General features: G+C 71.3%; 24 protein-coding genes. 11 read left to right on the plus strand and 13 right to left on the minus strand.

Features of this window, described 5'->3' with window-relative positions; translation table 11 throughout:
* Position 1: 1 nt before the first annotated feature.
* Together AB0M83_RS28840 and AB0M83_RS28845 are read right to left on the minus strand one after the other, a co-directional pair.
* Positions 2-787: a DeoR/GlpR family DNA-binding transcription regulator gene (locus AB0M83_RS28840; protein ID WP_364521530.1), complete on the minus strand. Its 786-nt coding sequence runs from the start codon at positions 785-787 to the stop codon at positions 2-4.
* A 690-nt stretch (positions 788-1,477) separates the two neighbouring features.
* A complete protein-coding gene (locus AB0M83_RS28845) occupies positions 1,478-1,699 on the minus strand; it encodes a hypothetical protein (RefSeq protein ID WP_364521531.1) in 222 nt (73 codons plus the stop codon).
* Positions 1,700-1,838: 139 nt separating this feature from the next.
* Here AB0M83_RS28845 and AB0M83_RS28850 point away from each other — a divergent pair, with 139 nt between their 5' ends.
* Positions 1,839-2,279, plus strand: coding sequence for a GNAT family N-acetyltransferase (locus tag AB0M83_RS28850; protein WP_364521532.1), 441 nt, complete (start codon positions 1,839-1,841; stop codon positions 2,277-2,279).
* A 2-nt stretch (positions 2,280-2,281) separates the two neighbouring features.
* On the opposite strand, the gene AB0M83_RS28855 is transcribed toward AB0M83_RS28850, so the two are convergent.
* Together AB0M83_RS28855 and AB0M83_RS28860 are read right to left on the minus strand one after the other, a co-directional pair.
* Positions 2,282-2,908, minus strand: a complete 627-nt coding sequence (locus tag AB0M83_RS28855) for a hypothetical protein (protein WP_364521533.1) — start codon at positions 2,906-2,908, stop codon at positions 2,282-2,284.
* Between the two features lie 99 nt (positions 2,909-3,007).
* Positions 3,008-3,703, minus strand: coding sequence for an SDR family oxidoreductase (locus tag AB0M83_RS28860; RefSeq protein WP_364521534.1), 696 nt, complete (start codon positions 3,701-3,703; stop codon positions 3,008-3,010).
* 103 nt (positions 3,704-3,806) lie between these two features.
* On the opposite strand from AB0M83_RS28860, the gene AB0M83_RS28865 reads away from it, so the two are divergent.
* The 3 genes from AB0M83_RS28865 (at position 3,807) to AB0M83_RS28875 (ending at position 6,330) form a co-directional block, all read left to right on the plus strand.
* Entirely contained in the window at positions 3,807-4,721 is a 915-nt protein-coding gene (locus tag AB0M83_RS28865) for a LysR family transcriptional regulator (protein ID WP_364521535.1), read from the plus strand.
* A 194-nt stretch (positions 4,722-4,915) separates the two neighbouring features.
* Positions 4,916-6,070: a hypothetical protein gene (locus AB0M83_RS28870; RefSeq protein ID WP_364521536.1), complete on the plus strand. Its 1,155-nt coding sequence runs from the start codon at positions 4,916-4,918 to the stop codon at positions 6,068-6,070.
* On the plus strand, positions 6,067-6,330 hold the full coding sequence (locus tag AB0M83_RS28875; protein ID WP_364521537.1) for a hypothetical protein: 264 nt from the start codon (positions 6,067-6,069) through the stop codon (positions 6,328-6,330). Before AB0M83_RS28870 ends, AB0M83_RS28875 begins: the two co-directional genes overlap by 4 nt.
* On the opposite strand, the gene AB0M83_RS28880 is transcribed toward AB0M83_RS28875, so the two are convergent.
* The gene (locus AB0M83_RS28880) at positions 6,327-7,097 is read right to left on the minus strand and encodes a TetR/AcrR family transcriptional regulator (protein WP_364521538.1); all 771 of its coding nucleotides are present in this window, start codon (positions 7,095-7,097) and stop codon (positions 6,327-6,329) included. The genes AB0M83_RS28875 and AB0M83_RS28880 overlap by 4 nt on opposite strands.
* A 66-nt stretch (positions 7,098-7,163) precedes the next feature.
* On the opposite strand from AB0M83_RS28880, the gene AB0M83_RS28885 reads away from it, so the two are divergent.
* Positions 7,164-7,577 (plus strand): DUF1992 domain-containing protein, encoded by a 414-nt coding sequence (locus AB0M83_RS28885; protein ID WP_364521539.1) that lies wholly within the window; start codon positions 7,164-7,166, stop codon positions 7,575-7,577.
* Here AB0M83_RS28885 and yidC read toward each other — a convergent pair.
* Both yidC and AB0M83_RS28895 read right to left on the minus strand, forming a co-directional pair.
* Entirely contained in the window at positions 7,560-8,216 is a 657-nt protein-coding gene (gene yidC / locus AB0M83_RS28890) for a membrane protein insertase YidC (RefSeq protein ID WP_364521557.1), read from the minus strand. The two genes, AB0M83_RS28885 and yidC, sit on opposite strands and share 18 nt — an antisense overlap.
* A 66-nt stretch (positions 8,217-8,282) precedes the next feature.
* Positions 8,283-8,555: a DUF6412 domain-containing protein gene (locus AB0M83_RS28895; protein ID WP_364521540.1), complete on the minus strand. Its 273-nt coding sequence runs from the start codon at positions 8,553-8,555 to the stop codon at positions 8,283-8,285.
* A 95-nt stretch (positions 8,556-8,650) separates the two neighbouring features.
* Here AB0M83_RS28895 and AB0M83_RS28900 point away from each other — a divergent pair, with 95 nt between their 5' ends.
* The 4 genes from AB0M83_RS28900 to AB0M83_RS28915 all read left to right on the plus strand — a co-directional run bounded on the left by AB0M83_RS28900 (position 8,651) and on the right by AB0M83_RS28915 (position 12,161).
* Positions 8,651-9,772 carry a metallophosphoesterase gene (locus tag AB0M83_RS28900; RefSeq protein WP_364521541.1) on the plus strand — a complete coding sequence of 374 codons (1,122 nt, stop codon included), beginning with the start codon at positions 8,651-8,653 and terminating at the stop codon, positions 9,770-9,772.
* A gap of 95 nt (positions 9,773-9,867) precedes the next feature.
* Complete coding sequence (locus AB0M83_RS28905; protein ID WP_364521542.1) at positions 9,868-10,521, plus strand: DUF998 domain-containing protein; 654 nt, start codon at positions 9,868-9,870, stop codon at positions 10,519-10,521.
* A complete protein-coding gene (locus AB0M83_RS28910) occupies positions 10,518-11,312 on the plus strand; it encodes an alpha/beta hydrolase (protein WP_364521543.1) in 795 nt (264 codons plus the stop codon). Before AB0M83_RS28905 ends, AB0M83_RS28910 begins: the two co-directional genes overlap by 4 nt.
* Positions 11,313-11,513: 201 nt before the next feature.
* Positions 11,514-12,161 carry an HAD family hydrolase gene (locus AB0M83_RS28915; protein WP_364521544.1) on the plus strand — a complete coding sequence of 216 codons (648 nt, stop codon included), beginning with the start codon at positions 11,514-11,516 and terminating at the stop codon, positions 12,159-12,161.
* On the opposite strand, the gene AB0M83_RS28920 is transcribed toward AB0M83_RS28915, so the two are convergent.
* The gene (locus AB0M83_RS28920; RefSeq protein WP_364521545.1) at positions 12,151-12,618 is read right to left on the minus strand and encodes an NUDIX domain-containing protein; all 468 of its coding nucleotides are present in this window, start codon (positions 12,616-12,618) and stop codon (positions 12,151-12,153) included. The genes AB0M83_RS28915 and AB0M83_RS28920 overlap by 11 nt on opposite strands.
* A 112-nt stretch (positions 12,619-12,730) precedes the next feature.
* On the opposite strand from AB0M83_RS28920, the gene AB0M83_RS28925 reads away from it, so the two are divergent.
* Positions 12,731-13,177 (plus strand): DoxX family protein, encoded by a 447-nt coding sequence (locus AB0M83_RS28925; protein WP_364521546.1) that lies wholly within the window; start codon positions 12,731-12,733, stop codon positions 13,175-13,177.
* A gap of 78 nt (positions 13,178-13,255) precedes the next feature.
* Here AB0M83_RS28925 and AB0M83_RS28930 read toward each other — a convergent pair whose 3' ends face one another.
* The 5 genes from AB0M83_RS28930 to AB0M83_RS28950 form a co-directional block, all read right to left on the minus strand.
* On the minus strand, positions 13,256-13,858 hold the full coding sequence (locus tag AB0M83_RS28930) for an ATP/GTP-binding protein (RefSeq protein WP_086674902.1): 603 nt from the start codon (positions 13,856-13,858) through the stop codon (positions 13,256-13,258).
* On the minus strand, positions 13,839-14,210 hold the full coding sequence (locus AB0M83_RS28935; RefSeq protein WP_155541361.1) for a DUF742 domain-containing protein: 372 nt from the start codon (positions 14,208-14,210) through the stop codon (positions 13,839-13,841). Before AB0M83_RS28935 ends, AB0M83_RS28930 begins: the two co-directional genes overlap by 20 nt.
* Entirely contained in the window at positions 14,207-14,626 is a 420-nt protein-coding gene (locus AB0M83_RS28940) for a roadblock/LC7 domain-containing protein (protein WP_284745731.1), read from the minus strand. The genes AB0M83_RS28935 and AB0M83_RS28940 overlap by 4 nt, the downstream gene beginning before the upstream one ends.
* Entirely contained in the window at positions 14,626-17,130 is a 2,505-nt protein-coding gene (locus AB0M83_RS28945; protein WP_364521547.1) for a nitrate- and nitrite sensing domain-containing protein, read from the minus strand. Before AB0M83_RS28945 ends, AB0M83_RS28940 begins: the two co-directional genes overlap by 1 nt.
* A gap of 597 nt (positions 17,131-17,727) precedes the next feature.
* Complete coding sequence (locus AB0M83_RS28950) at positions 17,728-18,384, minus strand: transcriptional regulator (protein ID WP_364521548.1); 657 nt, start codon at positions 18,382-18,384, stop codon at positions 17,728-17,730.
* Between the two features lie 199 nt (positions 18,385-18,583).
* Here AB0M83_RS28950 and AB0M83_RS28955 point away from each other — a divergent pair, with 199 nt between their 5' ends.
* Positions 18,584-20,440, plus strand: coding sequence for an AMP-binding protein (locus AB0M83_RS28955; protein WP_364521549.1), 1,857 nt, complete (start codon positions 18,584-18,586; stop codon positions 20,438-20,440).
* The last annotated feature ends 44 nt before the right edge of the window (positions 20,441-20,484 follow it).

Raw genomic sequence — 20,484 nt, forward strand, 5'->3', positions numbered from 1 at the left:
GTCAGACGGCCTGGACCTCGACCCCGGCGGCTTCGAAGGCTCGCACGGCCTCCGGAGCGGCGTCGGTGTCCGTGACGAGGGCGTGCACCTCCGTAGTCTCACAGATCCGCGCGAAAGCGCGCCGGCCCAGCTTCGAGCCGTCCGCGACGGCGACCACACGCTCGGCGCGTTCCACCATCAGCCGGTTGATGCTCGCCTCGCCCTCGTGGTGGGCGAACGCGCCGGCGTCGGGGTCGAAGGCGTCAACCCCGAGGAACAGCAGGTCGATGGTGAGCTCGCTGAGCACGCGCGTGGCGAGCGGCCCGCTCAGTTCGAACGACTGCGGCCGCGCGACGCCCCCGGTGACGACGATCTTGACGTTCGGCCGCACGGCGAGCTCGTGCGCGATGTTCAGCGCGTTGGTGACGACGGTGATGCCAGGCGCGTCCCCCCTGCCGCCCAGGTCTGACCGGATGGCCAGCGCACGAGCGACGCCGGCGGTGGTGGTCCCGCCGTTGAGGCCGACGACCATCCCCTTCGCGGCCAAGGCAGCGGCGGCGGCGCTGATCCGCTGCTTTTCGGGGACGTGCCGCGCGGTCTTGTAGCGCAGGGGGAGGTCATAGGCGAGATCGTTGGCGACGGCGCCTCCGCGGGTGCGCGTGAGCAGCTGCTGTTCGGCGAGGTGGTCGAGATCCCGCCGGATGGTGGCAGCGGAGACATTCAGCTCCGCGGCGACGTCCTCGACGTCGATCTTTTCCCGCTGCCCCAACATGTCCAGCAGGGTGGTCAACCGTTCGTGCCGGGCCATCGGCGGTACTCCTAGCTTGGGCTCTCGGTCGCCTATCGCGCATCCGGTTGCGCTGTTGGCCGCCGTTTCGAGCAGTATGCTGCATCGGGAGTGATGCTTTGCACGTGGGGCTTGGGTTGTCCCTCGTGTGGCTGGCATCTACTGATACGGCTTCGCCGTCGCGTGGGAAATCGGCGCTTCTTGTACTTGCTTATTGCTCGGTGCCGGAGCGCCGATTCCCCACGCGACGGTGTCCCTGCCGCGGTCTTTGTTCGCACCTGATCGAGTGATGACATGCGTTCGATCTTCGGTAATCTTGTTGTATGGACAGGGAAACGGTGTGGCAAGCGGACGCGGTGGCCTTGGCCGACCGCATCTCCGCCCTGCTCACTGTTGTGCGGTCTGCCGAGGTGGACAAACGCCGAAAACCCCGGCGCAACAACCTCCACCAACCACTCCCATTCGCAGCATGAACAAACGGGAAAGGCCCGCAGTTAACCGGCTACGGGCCTACACCCACGCCCAACATCGACTCGCGCCGGACAGCCGGTCCCGGCTGGCGATCTCCGCCGTCAAGAAGGTCCCGTGCCGGCTATGCGCAACAACTGTCACGGAGTGCAGGCACGAAAAAGGCCACCCTCGACGAGGGTGGCCCGCGGGAACGAATCAGCGCTGCTTGATCAGACAACGACCCCACTCAAAGCGGCGGGACTACCGAGGCTTGCGCCGCCAAAGGCCGGTGACCACGGCCAGCGCTCGGGACCGAGGCGTCCGGGCCACCGCCGGCTCCGGGCCGACCCTGCGGCGCATCCGGTAGGCGAGCTCGAGCACCTCGAGGTCCTCGGGCCGGCGTCTGCCGTGGACGTCCGGCCGGAGCATCAGCTCCCCCACCGTGACGGGCTTGCCACTGGCACGGTGGGCCGTGCGCGCCATCGGGAACCTCCGCTGGATTGGGTCGATCAGGACCTGATGGCTGGTGATTCTATGAATTTGATTCGGGTTCGTCACCTTACTGGCCAGTTCTGTCCGGCGTGTTCGCCGAACCCGTCCACCAGGACGCTAGCCTCGGCGCATGATCACTGTGGGGAGGCTCGGCGCGGAAGACCGTCCGGCCTGGGAAAACCTGTTCGCCGGCTACAACACGTTCTACGGCCGGACGCTCGCGCCCGAGCTGGTGGACCGCGCCTGGCGTGAGTTCGGAACCGGCGAACGGATGCACGCGCTCGGTGCGCGGCTCGACGGCGAACTCGTCGGCATCGTCCACTTCTTCACGCACGTCAGCACGACGTCCGCCGACGTCTGCTACCTGCAGGACCTGTTCACCGATGACAAGGCGCGCGGGCGCGGGGTCGGCCGCACACTGATCGAAGCCGTCGCCGACTGGGCGCGCGAGCGGGGGTGCGTCCGCGTCTACTGGCACACGCACACCTCGAACACCACCGCCCGGCGCCTCTACGACCAGGTCGCCCTCGACAAGGGGTTCATGCAGTACCAGATCCCGCTCGGCTCCTGACGTCACCGGCGGTGACGGCCACCGCCGCCGCAGTCGTGGTGGCGGCCGCCGTCGTGGCCGGCACTCCACCCCCGCCACCACAGCGAGGAGTCCGGGATTTCGTGCCGCACCGGAGCCACCTGCTTCGGCGAGCCCTGCGGCTTCGCCTGCTTCAGCGGTTTCACCGGCAGTTTCGCCTTGCCGATGATCTTGACCGCCTTCGCGAGGTTTCCGCGGCGAGCGGGCGATACTCCGGAATTCGATTTCGACTCGGCGACCGCCGGGACGATTCCGCCCGGATCGACGGGCGGTGCCACGGATTCCGGAGCCGGCTTCGCGGGCGGGATCACGACGTCCGCGGGGAACGGCACCAGCGGGACCGTCGCGGGTTCCAGGTCGACCTGCGGCCACGTCGCGCCCGCGCTCCGCTCGACCGGCATCGACACCGCCGTCGCGACTCCGCCGGTCAGCGCGAGCGCACCGGCGACGACGGAGAACACCCGAATCCGGGCCAGGGATCCCAGAGCCGGCGACTTCTCCCGGTGCCGCGCTCGGCTGTTCGCCACGCGCTGACGGTCGTGCGCCTCGGCGGACCGGACCAGCAGCTCGGCCACGGTGACCGCCTCACTGCGCGGAGCCCTGCGTGCCATCAAACCCTCCACCTGGGCCGTCCGGGCGCGGGCACTGCGTCCGGACGGCCGATCATAGGAATGGTTCAGGGTTCTGTAAAGGCTCGCTCACCCAGAGTTTCAGCCGAGCCGGCCGCCCCCGTCCACGTGCAGCACACTGCCCGTGACGAACGGGTTCGCCAGCGTCTGCAGGGTCGCCGCCGCGACGTCCGCGGTGCTGCCCACCCGCCGCGCCGGGGTCGCTTCCGCGGTCCGGCGGAAGAAATCTTCTTTTCCGGCGCCGAGGCGGTCCCACGCGCCGGAGTCGACGATCCCTGGCGAGATCGCGGTGACGCGGATCGGCGCGAGGTCGACCGCGAGCGCCTCCGCGAGGAACGCGACCGCGCCGTTCGTCGTGGCCATGACCGTGCGCTCCGGGGCCGGCCGCCACGCCGCGACCCCGGAGAACAAGGCGATGGCGCCGCCGTCGCGGAACCGCGGGGCGAAGTGCTTGGCCAGCATGAGCGGCCCGATCACCTTGGCGTCGAACGCCCTCGTGACCGCGTCCCGCGCCAAGCCCGCGACCGGTCCGTTCGCCGGCGCTCCGGCGAGCGAGACCAGGTAGTCGAGTTCGCCCACTTCGTCCGCAAGCGCTTTCAGCGACGATTCGTCCCCGAGATCCGCGAACGCGGCGCGAATTCCGGGAACGCCGATCCGCGCCGGATCCCGCCCGGCCAAGGTGACTTCGGCGCCGGCCGCGTGCGCGTCCGCCGCGATCCGGCGCGCGATCCCCGATCCGCCGCCGACGACGACCAGCCGCTTTCCTTCGAACGACATTTCCGTGCTCCTTCCGTCTCGCACACCGGAGTCAGCGCCCGACGCCGCCGGAACAATCCCTTCACGATCCCGATGTTTTCGATGCCTGCGATAGAGTTAGCGAATGCCTACGCTGCGCGCGCTCGAGTGCCTGGTCGCGGTGCTGGACGCCGGGTCGATCACCGAGGCGGCCGCCCGGCTGCACCTCTCGCAGCCCGCGCTGTCGCACCAGATCGCCGCGCTCGAACGGGAACTGGGCACGCCGGTGCTCGAACGGCTCCCGCGCGGGGTCCGGCCGACCGCCACCGGGCGGGCGGTCCTGGCCGACGCGCGGGCCGCGCTGGCCGCCGCCGAGCGCGTGGTCCGGGCCGGTCGCGCGGTTGCCGCCGGCGGCGAGGGCACGCTGCGGATCGCGTGCGCGGAGAGCATGACCGCCGGGCTGCTCGCCCCCGTGCTGCGGAAGTGGCACCGGCACCGCCCGGGCGTGCTGATCACGCTCACCGAGACGACGAGCGCGGACGCGCTGGTGGCGGCCCTCGACGCGGGCGAGGCCGACGTCGCGGTCGGGCCGCGGCCGAGCCACTGGAGCGGGCCGGCGGACCTGGTGGGGCGCGAAGAGATCGTCGTCGCGCTGGCCGCCGACCACCCGCTCGCCACCCGGGCGGCGGTACCGATGGCCGACCTGGCCGGGGTGCCGGTGGTGCACTACCACCCGGACAACGGCCTCGGAGCTTGGCTCGACGAGCAAGCCGCACAGCGCGCTACCGTGCTCGGCGCGGTGATGCGGACGAAGCAGGCGGCGACGGCGGCGCAGCTCGCGGCGGCCGGGCTGGGTGTCGCGCTGGTCCCGACGACGGCGCTGACCCGCACGTTCGCGGGTGCGCTGCGGCGGCTGAAGCCCGCTCTGCACCGCGATGTCGTCACGTTCACCGCGACGCCGTCGGATTCGCTCGTCCGGCGGTTTTCTTCGGACGTGACGCACCGCGGGATCGCCGTACCCGGTGCCCTGCTGGACGAACTGTCCTCAGCGACCCGTTAAGTCCTGGTGAATGTGACAGATTCCCTACGAAGGTTTTGTGCCATCAGGACGAACTTCTCTTCGCGGCCCCGATTTCGCTGTGCCATTCGCCAAAGTTCGCTTCCATCGGATAGCTTGCTCCTACCGGTCAGTACCGGTGGGTGGGGCCGATCGGGTGAGGCGATCAGCGAAGATCGAGGGAAGCGGGGACGACCATGCCGAAGCACCGGCCACGTCGCAAGAGCACACGCGGCGTCCGCCGCACCGCGGCCGCGCTCGCCGGCGGCGCGCTCGTCGTGCTGCCCACGCTGACCACCGGCCTGCCCACGCCGGTCGTCATCGCCGGTGCCGGGGAGACCCTGCCCGACCAGGCCGCTCCGCTGCAGCAGCCGAACATCGTCATGCCCCCCATCGCCGTCGACGGCAGCCTCCCGCAGCCGCCGGTGCCGATGCCGCTGGTCGTGCCGGGCGGGCACGCCGGCTCGGCGGGCATCTCCGGACCGCTCGGCATCCCGGCCAGCATGCTCAAGGCGTACAAGAACGCCGCCGACATCCTCGCCCGGGAACAGCCGAACTGCCACCTCGACTGGGCGCTGATCGCGAGCATCGGCCGGATCGAGTCGAACCACGCGCGCGGCGGGTATGTCAACGCCGCCGGCGACACCCTCGAGCCCATCCTCGGCCCGGTGCTCAACGGCGCCGGCGCGTTCGCCGCGATCCCCGACACCGACGGCGGCAAGTACGACGGCGACGCCGTCTGGGACCGCGCGGTCGGCCCGACGCAGTTCATCCCGGCCACGTGGAAGGGCTACGCCTCCGACGGCAACGGCGACGGCGTCTCGAACCCGAACAACATCTACGACGAGGCCCTGGCGACCGGGCGCTACCTGTGCTCCGGCGGGCTCGACCTCTCGACCGACGCTGGCCAGCGGATCGCCGTACGCCGCTACAACAACTCGCAGTCCTATGTGGACACTGTGATGGCGTGGGCCGCGGCCTACCGCGGCGGGGTCGCCCAGCTGCCCGACAGCGAGGTGCCGATCGGTGCGCCCGACGCTCCGGACGCGGCCGCCGCGGGTGGCCCGGTCGGTGCACCCGCCCCGCCCGCGCCGCCGGTGGCCGCCCAGCCGCCGGGCTCGCTGCCGGGCACGGTGACGTCGCCGACCAGCACGTCGCCGTCGTCGTCCACCCCGGCGACGACGCCGGGAACGCCGAGCACGGACCCGACGACCACTCCGCCGTCGTCCACGACGCCGCCGCCGGAGACCACGAGCACCACGCCGACGACCAGCACCACGGCGCCGGCGAGCACGCCGGCCGACTCGGCGAACACGCCCACCGAAACCACCACGACCAGCCCGACGACGTGAGCCCGGCGGAGCCGTTCCTGGTGCACATCCGCTGCGACACCGACGGTTACACCCACGCCGTGACCGAGGACGAGTTCGCGGCGGGCCGGCACGACGGGCGGTTCCGCGCGGTGTGCGGGCACGTGGTGCTCGCGGCGCCGATGATCGAGGCACCCGGCCGGTTCGACCCCGTGTGCCGGGACGTCCTGCGCGACGCTCCCGCCGAGCCCTCGGTGCCGCGGCAGGAACGCCGCCGGTCGAGGTGGCGCGTCCGCCGCTAGCCGACCAGTGCTTGGATGCCGTCGAGCATGCGGTTGAGGCCGAACTCGTAAGCCGTGTCGCCCTGGGCTTTCGCGCTCTCGTCGAAGCCGCCGCCGAGCCAGACGCGGTTCATCGCCGGGTGCGCGTCGACCACGAAGTAGTTCTCCCAGAACGACGACCGCTGGTGCCACCACGCCTCGGTCGACTGCCCGGTGCTGCGCTCGAGGCGGGTGTTCTCCGCGCCGAGCGCCGCGTTCGCGTCGACGTACGTGCCGATCCCGTTGGCCGCCGCCACGGCCTCCCGCGGCGGCAGGCCCAGCTCGTCCATGATGGACAGCAGGTACTCCTGCCCGGCCAGCTGACCGGGCCCGAGCGGCGGCCGGACCCGCGAAACCTCGCACAGCCACGGATGTGTCCGGTACGCCGCGCGCGTCCGCTCGGCGTAGAGCGCCACCTGCTCACGCCAGTCCGCCGGGCGCGGCTCGCCCGGCCCGGGCAGGCGCCGCTCGACGAGCACGTCGTCGACCATCAGGTCGACCAGCTCGGCCTTGCCGGGCACGTAGGTGTAGAGCGTCATCGTGCCGGCGCCGAGCTCCTTGGCGACGCGGTGCATCGACGCGGCGGACAGCCCGTCGGCGTCCGCGACCGCGATCGCGGCGGCGACGATCCGCTCGACCGTCAGCGTCGGGCGGCGGCCCCGGGTCGGCTCGGTGGCACCACCGCGGGCGCGCCAGAGCAGCGCGAGCGTCGGGTCCACCTCTTCGGCGCCAGTGCGTTCGGCGGTCATGCGCTCCCCTCGCTCCTCCGGCGCGATCCTACCCGGGCCGGGCGTCCGACCTGGCATTCTGGAGGTATGACCGGACGCAAACCACCCAAGGTCTCCTTCCGCTGGTGGGTCGACCGGCAGATCGGCGAGGCCCGCGAACGCGGCGAGTTCGACGACCTCCCCGGCACCGGCAAGCCGCTGCCGAAGCCCACCGGCAACGACGCCGCGACCGACTGGGTGCTGCGGCAGGTCCGGGCCGGCGGCCACGACACGAAGGCGCTGCTGCCCCCGGCCCTCGCCCTCAAGCGCGAAGTCCAGGACCTGCCGGAGCGGCTCGCCGGCGAGCGGGCCGAAGAGCGGGTGCGGGAGGTCGTGGCGGACCTCAACGAGCGGATCCGCCAGGCCTACCTCAACCACCACACCGGCCCGCCGCTCACCGTCGCGCTGGTGGACGTCGAGGAAGCCGTCGAAAGCTGGCGACGCTCACGAGCCGCGTCGTAGCAACGCTCGTTCGGCCGCCGTCCACGCCGTCGTCGTGAGCAGGTAGATCCCGGCCGCCTGCGGCACGACCAGCGTCGCGAGCACCGTGCCGTAGGGCAGCAACCGGAGCAGCCTGCCGCCCGGGACCTGCGCGGCCGCGTCGCGGTGGCGGTCCTGCCAGCGCACCGAGAACCACGCGACGACCGCCAGCCCGGCCGCGACCACGAACACGAGCGGGCTGCCGGCCAGGCCGTGCGCGCCCAGCGGCGTCCCGAACAGCGTCGCGCCGAGCAGCGAGTTGGGCTCGCCGCCGACCGTGGGCGTCGTGAAGAGCCGGTACATGACCATGAAGAACGGCAGCTGCAGCAGCATCGGCAGGCAGCCGGTGAACAGCGAGGCCCCGGACTCCTGCTGCAGCTTCGTCATCTCCGCCGCCAGCCGGTCGCGGTCACGGCCGTGCTTGGCCCGCAGCTCCTGGATCTCCGGCATCAGGGCGGCTCGGGCGCGCTCGCCGCGGGCCGCCGAGCGGGCGAGGGGGTGCAGCAGCAGCCGCACGCCGAGGGTGAACAGGACGATGGCCAGCGCGGTCGAGAGCGGGCCGGTGAGCGCGTGGATCAGGTGGTACGCGCCCGCCACGGGCACGTCGAGGAAGCCGAACATGGGCAGCACTCCGCAAGAGTGGAAGGGGTGGGGGTGAGCGGAATGGCTGCGCTTCGGAAGTGGTTCCTACGCAGCCGTGCTGCGGGAAGCGGGTGCTCGCGGCCTGCTGCGCCCCGGGGCGCCGGGGTCGCGCAGGCGGATCGACTCGGCGCGCCGGGCCCGGCGGCGCAAGGCGGCGACGCGGCCGCGCACCGGCACCGACCACAGGGCGACCTCGCACCCGTGCGTGCTGCCGACCAGCAGCACGACCAGGAGGCTCGCGGCGGCGAGAGAGGCGAAGGCGACCAGGGCCGTCGGGCTGGTCACGACGGGGAACGCCAGTTCCAGCAGCGTGTTCACCGCGGTCGCCCCCTTCCTCTTCGTGACCCCAGGGTAGCGGAATCGGGACCCCTGCCGTCCCGAGCTAACAGCCCGATGGGCTGTAACCTGGTTCGATGAGAGGCCAATTCGTCGTCGTGCCGATCCTGGCGCTGCTCCTGCTGTTCACCGTTCCCTGGTGGACGCTCGTCCTCGCGCCGGACTGGGGCACGACGGCCACGATCGCCGGCACCGCGGTGTTCGCGCTGGGCCTGGTGACCATGCCGGTCGCCATGGTCCGCGGCCACGGGCGGCGCCAGCGCGACGGCGGCGCGCGCCTCGGTGACTCGCTGCTGGCCGTGATCTGGGTGCTGTTCAGCTGGTCCGTGCTGAGCCTGGTGCTGCGCGCCGCACTGTTCGGCGTCGACGACCCGGCGCGGTCGCGGATCGTCGCGGGCGTGACCTTCGTGGTGGCGGCCGGCCTGCTCGTGCACGGCAACCGCGTCGCCATGCGGGTGCCGCCGGTGAAGGCGACCGACGTCGTCATCCCGCGGCTCGGCCCGGGCCTCGACGGCTTGCGCGTCGCCGTGCTGACCGACACCCACTACGGGCCGATCGACCGGACGAAGTGGTCGGAGCAGGTCGTCGCGGCGGTCAACGCCCTCGAAGCGGACGTCGTCTGCCACGCCGGCGACCTCGCCGACGGCGCGGTGGCCAAGCGCCGCAAGCAGGTCGACCCGCTCGGCGGCGTCCAGGCCGCGCTCGGCCGGTTCTACATCACCGGCAACCACGAGTACTTCGGCGAGGCCCAGGCGTGGCTCGACCACATGGAAGGGCTCGGCTGGGACACGCTGCACAACCGCTCGACGCTCCTGGAGCGCGACGGCGACCGCATCCTGTTCGCCGGCATCGACGACCCGACCGGAGCGGCGTCCGGCCTGCCCGGCCACGGTCCCGACCTGGCCGCCGCCTTGGCCGACCGGCCCGCCGACGTCCCGGTGGTGTTGCTCGCGCACCAGCCGAAGCAGGTGCGCGAGGCGCGTGAAGCCGACGTCGACCTGCAGATCTCCGGGCACACGCACGGTGGGCAGATCTGGCCGTTCCACCTCCTGGTGCGGCTCGACCAGCCGACGCTGTCGGGCCTGACCCGGCATGGCCCGACCCAGCTGTACAACAGCCGGGGCACCGGGTTCTGGGGACCGCCGTTCCGGGTCTTCGCGCCCAGCGAGATCACGCTCCTCACCCTGCGCTCCGCCTGACCCCAGCGCCCCAAGGCCACAGTGGGGCGATCATTCCCTACCGACAATTTTTTTTGTCTTGACACTTTCGATCGTCGGGTGTCAGGCTGTCCGCCATGACCACCACCGCGATCCGCCACCGGTCCCTCGTTCCTTCGACCACCACCCGCGGGCTGCTGACCTGCGGCGTCCTCGCCGGGCCCGTCTACGTCCTCACCGGCGTCGGCCAAGGCCTGACCCGTGCTGGCTTCGACTTCACGCGCCACCCCGCGAGCGTCCTTTCCAACGGCTCGCTCGGCTTTCTCCAGATCACGAATTTCCTGGTCACCGGCCTGCTGACGATTGCGGCCGCGGCCGGGATCCGGCGCGTCCTGCCCGGCCGGTGGGGGCCGAGACTGCTGACCGTTTACGGCGTGAGCCTGCTCTGCGCGGGCGTCTTCCGCGCCGACCCGCAGGACGGCTTCCCGGCCGGCACCCCCGCCGGTCCGCCGGCGGCGATCAGCTGGCACGGCGCGCTGCACTTCGTCGCCGGCGGTATCGGCTTCGCCGCTCTGGTCGCGGCCTGCTTCGCGATCGGCTCGCACCTCACGCCCGCGCGGGCGTGGTACTCGCGGCTCAGCGGGTTGCTGTTCCTCGCGGGCTTCGCGGGCGTAGCGTCCGGCTCGGCGAGCCCGGCCGTCATCCTCGGTTTCTGGGCGGCCGTGGCGATCGCCTGGATCTGGCTCGCCACCACGTCCGTCCACCTGATGCCGCGAGGAGAGTCCCGATGAGCACCACGGTTTCAGCCGCCGACGGCACGAAGATCGCCTACACCCGAGCCGGCTCCGGCCCCGCGCTCGTCCTCGTCGACGGCGCGATGTGCTACCGCGGCTCGTCCCCGAACGACGCGCTCGCGAAGGAGCTGGCCACGCGCTTCACCGTGTACACCTACGACCGCCGCGGCCGGGGCGAGAGCACCGACACCGGGCCGTACGCGGCCGAGCGCGAGGTCGAGGACATCGCCGCACTGGTCAAGGAAGCGGGCGGGGAGGCGTTCCTGTTCGGCATCTCGTCGGGCGCGGCGCTGGCGCTCGAAGCGGCGCGCACTCTCCCGGTGACCAAGCTGGCGCTGTACGAGCCCCCGTTCGTCGTCGACGGCACCCGTCCCCGCGTCCCGGCCGACTACGCGGCCCGCCTCGGCTCGACGTTGGCCGCGGGGAAGCGCGGCACGGCGGTGAAGATGTTCATGACCGAAGGCGTCGGCCTCAGCGGCGCGATGGTGGCGATGATGCGGATCATGCCGTTCTGGTCGAAGCTCAAGCGCGTGGCCCACACGATCCCGTACGACACGGCTCTCGTCGTCGAACACCAGGCGGGGTCGCCGCTGCCGGCGGCGTGGCCGGAGGTGAAGGTCCCCACGCTGGTCGTGGACGGCGGCCGCAGCCCGGCCTGGATGCGCAACGGCGTGTCGTCGCTGGCGAAGGTGCTGCCATCGGCGGAGTACCGGACGCTGCCGGGCCAGACGCACATCGTGAAGGCCCCGGCGCTGGCCCCGGTCCTGGCGGAGTTCTACCTGAGCTAGGCGGCGACCGTCCGGCACCGGACGGGAAAGGGCGTGATCGGAGGGATCGGGCTCGCCGGCCGCACCGGGCACGTTCCAAGAGTTCTGCCGCGCTTCGGCGAGGTCATCCGCCGGCTCCCGCACCGGAAGCCGCCATGTACGCCGTTCAGGCTCGTCACAACTCCCTTGCCTGAACGATCACCGACCGGGCAGGGTGCAGGCGTGCCCACCCGCGCCCTGGTCTTCGACTTCGACGGCACCCTCGCCGACACCGAATCCGCCGTCCTGCAGTCGTGGCGGGACGTCTTCCGCGAGCACGGCGTCGAGCTGCCGATGGAAGCCTGGTACGCCGTCATCGGCACGCAGCACACCACCGCCGCCATGTTCGCCCTGCTCGGCGAGCACGTCCCCGGCATCGATCCGGAGGCGCTGCGGCCCGTCACCCGGGCCCGCGTGCTGAAACTCCTCGAAAAGCTCGGCCCGCGCGAAGGCGTCCGAAGCTACCTGGAGACCGCAAAAGACCACGGCCTCAAGCTGGCCGTCGCCTCCAGCTCGTCCGGGGCCTGGGTGAACCCGCACCTCGAACGGCTGGACATCGCGCGCTACTTCGACGCCGTCCTCACCGGCGACCTGCACCGCGCCAAGCCCGACCCGGACCTCTACCTCGCAGCGCTCGACGCCCTCGGGGTCGAAGCGGCCGAGACGATCGCCTTCGAGGACACGCCCCACGGCGTCACCTCCGCCAAAGCCGCCGGGCTGACCTGCGTCGCCGTGCCGAACGCCATCACCGAGAGCCTCGACTTCGGCCAGGCCGACGTCGTGCTGCCGTCGTTCACCGCCAAGCCCCTGGAAGCCCTCCTCAGCCGCTGACCAGCGCCTGCAGCCGGTCCAGGAACGGCAGCTGGCCCTTCACGAGCTTCTCGCGCGCGACGTCGAGCGGGAACCACTCGACCCGGTCCACCTCGGGGAACTCCTGCTGACGACCCGAGCGCGGCGGCCACTCCATGGAGAACGTCCCGGGCACCACCTCGGCCGGGTCGAGGTCGGCTTCGACCGCCCACGCCGTGACGACCTTGCCACCCGACTGCTTCACCTCACCGAGCGGCACGTACTCACCGGAGGGCGCGGGCAGGCCCAGCTCCTCCTCGAACTCGCGCCGGGCCGCGTGCTCCGGCGGCTCGTCCGGGTACAGCTCGCCCTTCGGCAGCGACCACGCCGCCGCGTCCTTCTTCGCCCAGAACGGCCCGCCCATGTGCCCGAGCAGCACTTCGACGTCTTCGCCCCGCCCGCGGTGGAGCAGGAGCCCGGCACTGCGTTTGCCCGCCATCGACACAGTCTCCCGAAACTCGCCGAAAAAGATTTCGCGGGGCTGTCGATCCGGGGAGAACCCACTCGACGCGTAAGCAGAAGGCAAGGAAGAACCGAGGGAAGGAACCCCGATGACCACCACGATCACCCCCCAGACCCAGACCGCCGCCACCCGCACCGAGGCCAAGAACCCGGTCACCGGCATCGTCGTCGGCGCCTCGCGGATCGTGATCTCGTTCCTGTTCGGCTTCCACGGCCTGCAGGGATTCGGCTTCTTCGGTGGCATCGACGGCCAAGGCGGCGGCGTCCCGTTCGGCTCGTTCCCCGGCTGGTGGGGCAGTGTCCTCGAGCTCGCCGGCGCGCTGCTGCTCCTCGTCGGGCTCGCCAGCCGGCCGGCCGCGATCCTGTTGTCGGGCGTGATGGCCTACGCGTACTTCACCGTGCACGCCCCGATGGGCCTGCTGCCGCTGCAGAACATGGGCGAGCCGTCCGCCGTCTACGCGTGGGTCTTCCTGCTGTTCGCCGCGATCGGCCCGGGCCGCTTCGCCCTCGACACGCTCCTCAAGCGCCGCCGCTGAGCTCCCCAAAAGCCTCTGAAGGCCACCATCAGGGCACTGGATGCCCTCATGGTGGCCTTCAGAGGCTTTTGCGTGGAGTCAGTAGCCGCCCTGGGCGGCCGCCAGGTCCGACCGCGCCATCACGTGTTCCATCAGGCTGGTCAGCACCTGCTTCGTCGACTCGCGCTCGCGGGCGTCGCACAGCAGCAGCGGGACGTCCATGCCGACGTCGAGCGCCTGCCGGACCTCCTCGGTCCCGTAGCGGTACGCGCCGTCGAAGCAGTTCACGCCGACGACGAACGGCAGGTTGCGGCGCTCGAAGAAGTCGACCGCCGCGAAGCAGCTGTCCAGCCGGCGCGTGTCGGCCAGCACGACGGCGCCGAGCGCGCCCTCCGCCAGCTCGTCCCACATGAACCAGAACCGGTCCTGCCCCGGCGTGCCGAACAGGTACAGGATCAGGTCCGGGTTGATCGTGATGCGGCCGAAGTCGAGCGCGACCGTCGTGGTGGTCTTCTGCTCGATCCCCGAGAGGTCGTCGACGCCCTCGGACGCGGTCGTGATGACCTCTTCGGTCCGCAGCGGCGGCACTTCGCTCACCGAGCCGACCATCGTGGTCTTGCCGACCCCGAACCCGCCGGCGATGAGTACCTTGACCGCGGTCGCGGTCAGGTTCCGCCGGGGGTCAGAGTTTCCGGATGCCATCAAGGACCGCCTGCAATACGTGTCGGTTGGGGGATTCCTGAGCCGGTGCCGCGGTACGGAACAGCACCAGGTTCTGCTCGATGAGGTCACTGAGCATCACCTTGACCACGGGCAGCGGCAGGTCGACCCGCGCGGCCACCTCGGCCACCGAGACCGGCCGCTGGCACAGGGCGATGATGCGCGCGTACTCCGGTTCGAGCATGCCCGCTTCGTGCGCGGTGCGCAGCGCCACCACGAGCGTGATGAGGTCGAGCCCGAGCGTGTCCGACCGCGTGCGGCCGCCCGTGACCGCGTACGACCGGACCAGGGGGCCGGCCTCGTCGTCGAACCAGGCTTCGTGCCGTCCGCTCATGGCGACGTGGGCAGGACGCCGGCACCGGTCCGCGGGGCCGAGGTGAGCACCTGGCCGACGCGCTTAACCATCAGGTTCATCTCGTACGCGACCAGCCCCATGTCCGCGTCTTCGCGGGCCAGCAGGGCGAGGCAGGCACCCCGGCCGGCTGCCGTCACGAACAGGAACGCGTGGTCCATCTCCACCATCGTCTGGCGGACGTTGCCGCCGCCGAAGTGCCGTCCGGTCCCGCGCGCCAGACTCTGGAACGCCGAGGCGACCGCCGAAAGGTGCTCGGCGTCCTCCTCGGAGAGGTTCCCCGACCTGCCGATGAGCAGGCCGTCCGAGGACAGGACCACCGCGCGATCCGCCCCGGCGACCCGCTTGACGAGGTCGTCCAGCAGCCAGTCGAGCTCACTGACGCCTGAGTTGGCCATTACTCGCGCTCTCCGTACCTGTCGTCGTTCTCGGCTGGTTCTTCGTCACGGCCGCGCCGGGTGCCCTGCTGGAAGGCGGACAGCCGGCTGCGGGCGGCCTCCGGCGAATCCAGCCGGACTTCCTCCCGCTCCTGCGTGGCGGGCTTATCTTCCCGCAACTGCGGAACGAGGCTCTGCTGACGTCGCCGTTGCGGCAGCGGCGGACGGCCCGGGGCCTCCGGGCGGCGCGGCTGCTCCGGCCGGCCTTGGGGCATCGCGGGCCGCGGCTCGGACGGCGGCCACACCGGCGGCTGCGCGGCCGGGCGGGCCGGCCGGGACGTCCGCACGGGCGGCACGGGCGGGCGCACCGGGGCGACCGCCGGCTGCGCCTGCGTCGGCTGGCTGACCGGCTCGGACACGGATCCGACGGGGACCGGCGTCGGCACGGACGGCGGCTGGACCGGGGCCGGCGGGGCGGCCGGCGCCGGGGCCGTTTCGGGCTGCGACACCGGCATCGGCGGCTCGGTCCGGTGGCGGGCCGCCGGGCGGCGGACCGGCCGGCGCAGCGGCGCGACCTCGTCGTTCACCGGCTCCGGCTCGACCGGGTTCGGCACGAGCTCCGGCTTCGGCGGGGTGATCGGCTGCTCCGGCTCGGACTCCGCCAAGGGGGCCAGCAGGTCGGTGCGCACCAGCACGATGGCCCGGGTGCCGCCGTAGGCCGACTCCCGCAGGTGCACCTGGATGCCGTGGCGGGCCGCCAGCCGCGCGACCACGAACAGGCCGAGGCGCGGTTCGTCGGACAGCGCCATGATCCCGAAGTCCGGCGGGCTGGAGAGCATCGTGTTGATCTCTTCGGTCTGGTCCGGCTCGAGCCCGAGGCCCTGGTCCTCGACCTCGATCACGACGCCCTTGCCGACCACGTTGCCGCGCACCTCGACCCGCGACTGCGGCGGCGAGAACGACGTCGCGTTGTCGATCAGCTCGGCGAGCAGGTGCACGAGGTCGCCGACGACCGGGCCGCGGATGGCGATCTGCGGCAGCGCGGCCGTCTTGACCCGGGCGAAGTCCTCGGTCTCGGCGGACGCGCCGCGGACCAGCTCGGCCAGCCCGACCGGGTTGCGCCACTGCCGGCCCGGCTGCCCGCCGCCGAGGATGATCAGGTTCTCGGCGTTGCGGCGGGCGCGGGTGGAGAGGTGGTCGAGCTGGAACAGGGTGTCCAGCTGCTCCGGGTCCTCCTGCTTGCGCTCCGCCTGGTCGAGCACCTTGAGCTGCCGATGCACGATGACCTGGCTGCGGTGGGCGATGTTGAGGAACACCGCCTTGGTGCCCTCCTTGATCTTCGCCTCGTCGATGGCGGCCGCGATGGCGGTCTGCTGCGCCTTGTTGAAGGCGTCGGCGACCTGGCCGATCTCGTCGGTGCCGTGGTCGAGGAAGTGCCCGCCCTCTTCGAGGTCGACAGGCTCGCCCGCCTGGACCCGGGCGACCAGCTCGGGCAGCCGGACCTCGGCGGCGTCGAGGGTGTCCTCGCGCAGCCGGTGCAGGCGGCCGATGAGCCGGTTCGACAGCCGGACGGCGACGAACACCACGAAGACCGCGAACAGGACCGCGATCACACCGGCGATCAGGGACTCGGTGAACGTCGAGTCGGCGTCGTTGATCGCGGCCTGGCTGGCGTTCGAGCTCTGCAGGACGAAGATGCCCGACAGGGCGTCGCCGACGAGCCGGGCGCTGGTGCGCCACTGGTCCTGCGGCACCGGCAGCTTGGTCAGGTCACCGCGCAGGAAAGCGGTTTCGACCTGGGTCACCACCTGCCACGGCTGGCTCGCCAGCAGCTGGTCGTACTTCGCCTTGACCTCGGGGATCATCTTCGGCGCCGACGCGTCGAGCTGCGCGTGGTAGGCACCGACCTGGCCGACGTAGGTGCGGAAGTCCTCGTTGCTCAGCCCGCCCGCGGCGAGCCCGGCGGCGGCGAGCGCGTCACTGCGCTGCATCGACTCGGCCGCGGTGAACATCGGGATGGCGGTCAGCCGGTCGAACGCGTTCTGCGCGCCGCGCGCGTTCTGCGCCAGTCCGGCCAAGCCGTCGGTGAACTGGTCGATGATCTTGTTGTAGAAGGTGTAGGCCTGGCTGATCTGGATCTGGCCGCTGTCGACCGCCTGGCGGGTCTGCGGCAGCTGCTGGAAGAGCCCGAAGAACGTGGTGATGTTCTTCTGGACACTCGGCGGGGTGTCGTCGTAGCCCGCGAAGTTGTCCCTCAGGTACTCGATCGTCTTCGCGGCGTTCTGGTCCGTCTTGGGACGGACGGCCGCGAGCACGGCCCGCTGGTTGCCCTGGCCCGCGAGCAGGCTCAGGGTCGCCTGGCGCTCCTGCTGCAGCGCGCCGAAGAACGGGATCGACGGAGCTTCCGAGCCCCGGATCCGGTTCACGTAGTCACGGCCGGTGACCGCGTCGTAGATGAGGTAGCCCGCGAGCGCCACCCCGACGAGCAACAAGGCCACACTGGGGATGAGCGCGATCGTGAGCACGCGCTTCCGAATCGAGGATCCCCGGTTGCGTCGAAGAGAAATCTGCTTCACCTGGGTCCGTTTTCCTTCCGGCAGTACATGGTTTCGGGTCGCCCGAGGCGGTCAACACCCGGATTCCGACCAGCCGGATCAACATCACCGTGGTCTGCTTCGCCCGCGACGACGGTATGCAGCCCTTCAAGGCGCGTCAAGTCCGTGGCGAGAACGTGATCTTGGAACGGTGACCCGTCCACACTTGCTGCCTGCGCTTGGAAAGTCCACCACCGAAAGTCGTGACGTTCGTCCCAGCACTGCTTCCGTTCCGTCAGCGGGATGCAGGCTGTCCGGTGGTGCGATCGACCCAAGCACCGGAGCGAGAGCCGCTACGTACGTGAGCGCCGGACGGTTCGGTGAGAAAGGTCACGGACTCGCCACGAAGACCGGTGCCGGCCACTCCGTCCGGGCTTTGCGGCCGCCCGAAAGCGGAATTGCACGGCATTCACCGCCATCGCCACGGATTCACCGGACAGCGAGCCGGAATTCCCCCCATTCCGTATGCGCAGTGGTTCAACCACTCGCGGTGGCGCCGACGAAAGGCCCGGAACCGGTTCCGCGAGATCAGGCCCGGAACTCGGCGGCGAGGGTGTTCCAGAACTGGAGCTCGTAGCTCTGGAAGAGCCGGGCGCAGAGGTGGGCTTCGCGTTCGTCGAGCCGGCGCGCGTCGAGCCCGGCCTGGACCGCGGCGAGCGCTTGTTCCTCAATTTCCGGAATGTCCGCAGCGAAGAAGTCGAAGAACGCACACGCTTCGTCACCGAAGCCGTAGTGCTCGCGCATGCCGGCGGCGACGTCCGCGCAGTACCGGCCGAACGCGGCGAAGTTCGCGAAGATCCCCGCCGCCGTCGCCGAGGATTCGCCGTTCAGCGCGAGCCACGCGACGTACGCGGGGTACGCCTGGCAGCCCGCGCGCGGGCGTTCCTCGCCGTGGTCCGGACCAGTGGCGTCGATCAACGCGTCGAGCATCCCGTTCGCCTGCTGCTCTCCCGGTGCGAGCCCGCCGAAGAAGGCGCGCGCGTTCGGTTCGTCGGCTCGGGCGGCGAGCGCGTGGAAGCTGCGCCAATCGCTCGACGTGATCCGCTTCTCTTCGGCGGCGAGTGCGGCGAACACCGCGCGCGGTGCGCGGCCCGCGGTGATCAGCGGGACGAGCAGGTTGTCGCCGTCGCGCGGTGCGAGCTTCTTCTGGATCTCGTCGAGCAGTGCACGAGCCGAGCGCGCCATCGGTTCCCCCCGGAGTCGGTCGTCCTCATCCAGTGAAGCGCGGTTCGCGCGCGGACGCACGTGTGCACTGTGGACAGACGTGGGGAGCTGACGGTGCGAGCCGCTGTGAAGGGGACGTCTGACGTGGCCGCGATTCTCTATCCACCCGGCCCGGGACCCCCTACAGTGTGGCCATCCGCAGCACCCGAGGAGGCCAGCGTTGACCACCCCGTCCGTCGCCGAGCAGACCGAAGGCCTGACGATCCCGCGGCTGCTGCACCGCAACGCGGCCGAGTACCCGGACCTGCCGGCGATCACCTCGCTCGACCTCGAAGGCAAGCCGACACTCAGCTGGCTGGAGTTCCGCACCGCGATCGCCGAGGTGTCCCGCGGCCTCGCCGGGCTCGGGCTCGCCCGCGGTGACCGCATGCTGATCATGGCGCCCGGCTGCCCGGACCACATCGTCGCCGACCTCGCCGCGACGCACCTGTCCGCGATCCCGTGCACCGCCTACGCCACCCTCAGCCCGGACCAGATCCGGTTCGTCGCGCGGCACAGCGCGGCACCGGTCGTGGTGCTCGGCGGCGAGTCGGAGCTGACGCGCTGGCGGCCGGTGCTCGAAGACCTCCCGGCGCTGCGCCACATCGTCGTCATGGACGCGGCGGCGATCCCGGCCGGCGACGACCGGTTCCTCTCCTTCGCCTCATTGCGGGACCAGGGCCGGGAAGCGCTTGCCGCCGACCCCGGCGCGTTCGAGGCGTCCTGGCAGGAGATCAAGCCGGACGACCCGCTGTCCATGATCTACACCTCCGGCACGACCGGCGACCCCAAGGGCGTCGTGCTGTCGCACCGCAACGCCATCCACCAGGCGTACGCGGTCACCGAGCTGCACCACCCGCCGATGCACGCGACGAACATCGCCTACCTGCCGCTCGCGCACATCGCCGAGCGGGAGCTGTCGATCTACCTGCCGATCGTGTGGGCCGGCCACGTGCACACGCTCGCCGACCCGTCGGGTGTCGTCGGCGCGCTCGGCCAGGTGCACCCGGAGAGCTTCTTCGGCGTCCCGCGCGTGTGGGAGAAGATGGTCGCCGGGCTGAAGAACATGCTCGGCGGCGTGCCGGAGGACCGGCGGACCGCGCTGCTGCAGGCGAACGAACTGCTGCAGCAGGGCTACAAGCTGCGCAGCGCCGGGCAGCCGGTGCCGGCCGAGCTCGCCGAGAAGATCAAGCAGACCGACGAAGCCGCGCTCGCCCCGATCCGCGCGCTGCTCGGGCTCGACAAGGTGCTGGTCGCGTCCAGCGGCGCGGCCGCTCTGCCGGTCGAGATCATCTACTTCCTGGCCGGCCTCGGCATCGAGATCTGCGAGGTCTGGGGCCTGTCGGAAACGACCGGGGCGGCGACGTCGAACTCCGGCGAGGCGTTCCGCGCGGGCACGGTCGGCAAGCCCCTGGAAGGGGTCGAGGTGAAGGTCGCCGAAGACGGCGAGCTGCTGGTGCGCGGCCCGATCGTCTTCCTCGGCTACCTCCAGGAGGACGGGACGATCAAGGACGCCACCGACGCCGACGGCTGGTACGCCACCGGCGACATCGGCACGATCGACGAAGACGGCTTCGTGACGATCACCGACCGCAAGAAGGAACTGATCATCACCTCGAGCGGCAAGAACATCGCGCCCACCCGCGTCGAGGGCCTGCTCAAGGAGCACCCGCTCATCGGCCAGGCGGTCGCGATCGGCGACGACCGGCCGTACGTGACGGCGCTGATCGTTCTCGACGACGAGATCGCGCCGGGCTGGGCCGCGGCGAACGGCGTCGAGGCGGCGCCGGAGGAGCTCGCCGACCACCCGGCGGTGCGGGCCGAACTGGAACGGGCGGTCGAGTCGGCGAACAGCAGGCTGGCCCGGATCGAGCAGATCAAGCGCTACCACGTGCTGCCGAAGGCGTGGACGCCCGAGTCCGGCGAGCTGACCCCGACGCTCAAGCTCAAGCGCCGGGTCATCAACGACCGCTACTCGACCGACATCGAAGCGTTGTACGCGGCAACCCGCGACCCCGAACCCGCCGCCGGCGCCTGACCAACCCGCCACTTTCGCCGAGAAAGATGCGTCTGGGGCCCCTT

The organism is Amycolatopsis sp. NPDC051106, from assembly GCF_040682775.1.
Classification (GTDB): Bacteria; Actinomycetota; Actinomycetes; order Mycobacteriales; family Pseudonocardiaceae; genus Amycolatopsis.

Bases quoted from the DNA above. Each gene is read 5' to 3' on its own strand.
- AB0M83_RS28840 (WP_364521530.1), bottom strand. From the start codon at position 787: ATGGCCCGGCACGAACGGTTGACCACCCTGCTGGACATGTTGGGGCAG.
- AB0M83_RS28845 (WP_364521531.1), bottom strand. From the start codon at position 1,699: ATGGCGCGCACGGCCCACCGTGCCAGTGGCAAGCCCGTCACGGTGGGG.
- AB0M83_RS28850 (WP_364521532.1), top strand. From the start codon at position 1,839: ATGATCACTGTGGGGAGGCTCGGCGCGGAAGACCGTCCGGCCTGGGAA.
- AB0M83_RS28855 (WP_364521533.1), bottom strand. From the start codon at position 2,908: ATGGCACGCAGGGCTCCGCGCAGTGAGGCGGTCACCGTGGCCGAGCTG.
- AB0M83_RS28860 (WP_364521534.1), bottom strand. From the start codon at position 3,703: ATGTCGTTCGAAGGAAAGCGGCTGGTCGTCGTCGGCGGCGGATCGGGG.
- AB0M83_RS28865 (WP_364521535.1), top strand. From the start codon at position 3,807: ATGCCTACGCTGCGCGCGCTCGAGTGCCTGGTCGCGGTGCTGGACGCC.
- AB0M83_RS28870 (WP_364521536.1), top strand. From the start codon at position 4,916: ATGCCGAAGCACCGGCCACGTCGCAAGAGCACACGCGGCGTCCGCCGC.
- AB0M83_RS28880 (WP_364521538.1), bottom strand. From the start codon at position 7,097: ATGACCGCCGAACGCACTGGCGCCGAAGAGGTGGACCCGACGCTCGCG.
- AB0M83_RS28885 (WP_364521539.1), top strand. From the start codon at position 7,164: ATGACCGGACGCAAACCACCCAAGGTCTCCTTCCGCTGGTGGGTCGAC.
- yidC (WP_364521557.1), bottom strand. From the start codon at position 8,216: ATGTTCGGCTTCCTCGACGTGCCCGTGGCGGGCGCGTACCACCTGATC.
- AB0M83_RS28900 (WP_364521541.1), top strand. From the start codon at position 8,651: ATGAGAGGCCAATTCGTCGTCGTGCCGATCCTGGCGCTGCTCCTGCTG.
- AB0M83_RS28905 (WP_364521542.1), top strand. From the start codon at position 9,868: ATGACCACCACCGCGATCCGCCACCGGTCCCTCGTTCCTTCGACCACC.
- AB0M83_RS28910 (WP_364521543.1), top strand. From the start codon at position 10,518: ATGAGCACCACGGTTTCAGCCGCCGACGGCACGAAGATCGCCTACACC.
- AB0M83_RS28920 (WP_364521545.1), bottom strand. From the start codon at position 12,618: ATGGCGGGCAAACGCAGTGCCGGGCTCCTGCTCCACCGCGGGCGGGGC.
- AB0M83_RS28925 (WP_364521546.1), top strand. From the start codon at position 12,731: ATGACCACCACGATCACCCCCCAGACCCAGACCGCCGCCACCCGCACC.
- AB0M83_RS28930 (WP_086674902.1), bottom strand. From the start codon at position 13,858: ATGGCATCCGGAAACTCTGACCCCCGGCGGAACCTGACCGCGACCGCG.
- AB0M83_RS28935 (WP_155541361.1), bottom strand. From the start codon at position 14,210: ATGAGCGGACGGCACGAAGCCTGGTTCGACGACGAGGCCGGCCCCCTG.
- AB0M83_RS28940 (WP_284745731.1), bottom strand. From the start codon at position 14,626: ATGGCCAACTCAGGCGTCAGTGAGCTCGACTGGCTGCTGGACGACCTC.
- AB0M83_RS28950 (WP_364521548.1), bottom strand. From the start codon at position 18,384: ATGGCGCGCTCGGCTCGTGCACTGCTCGACGAGATCCAGAAGAAGCTC.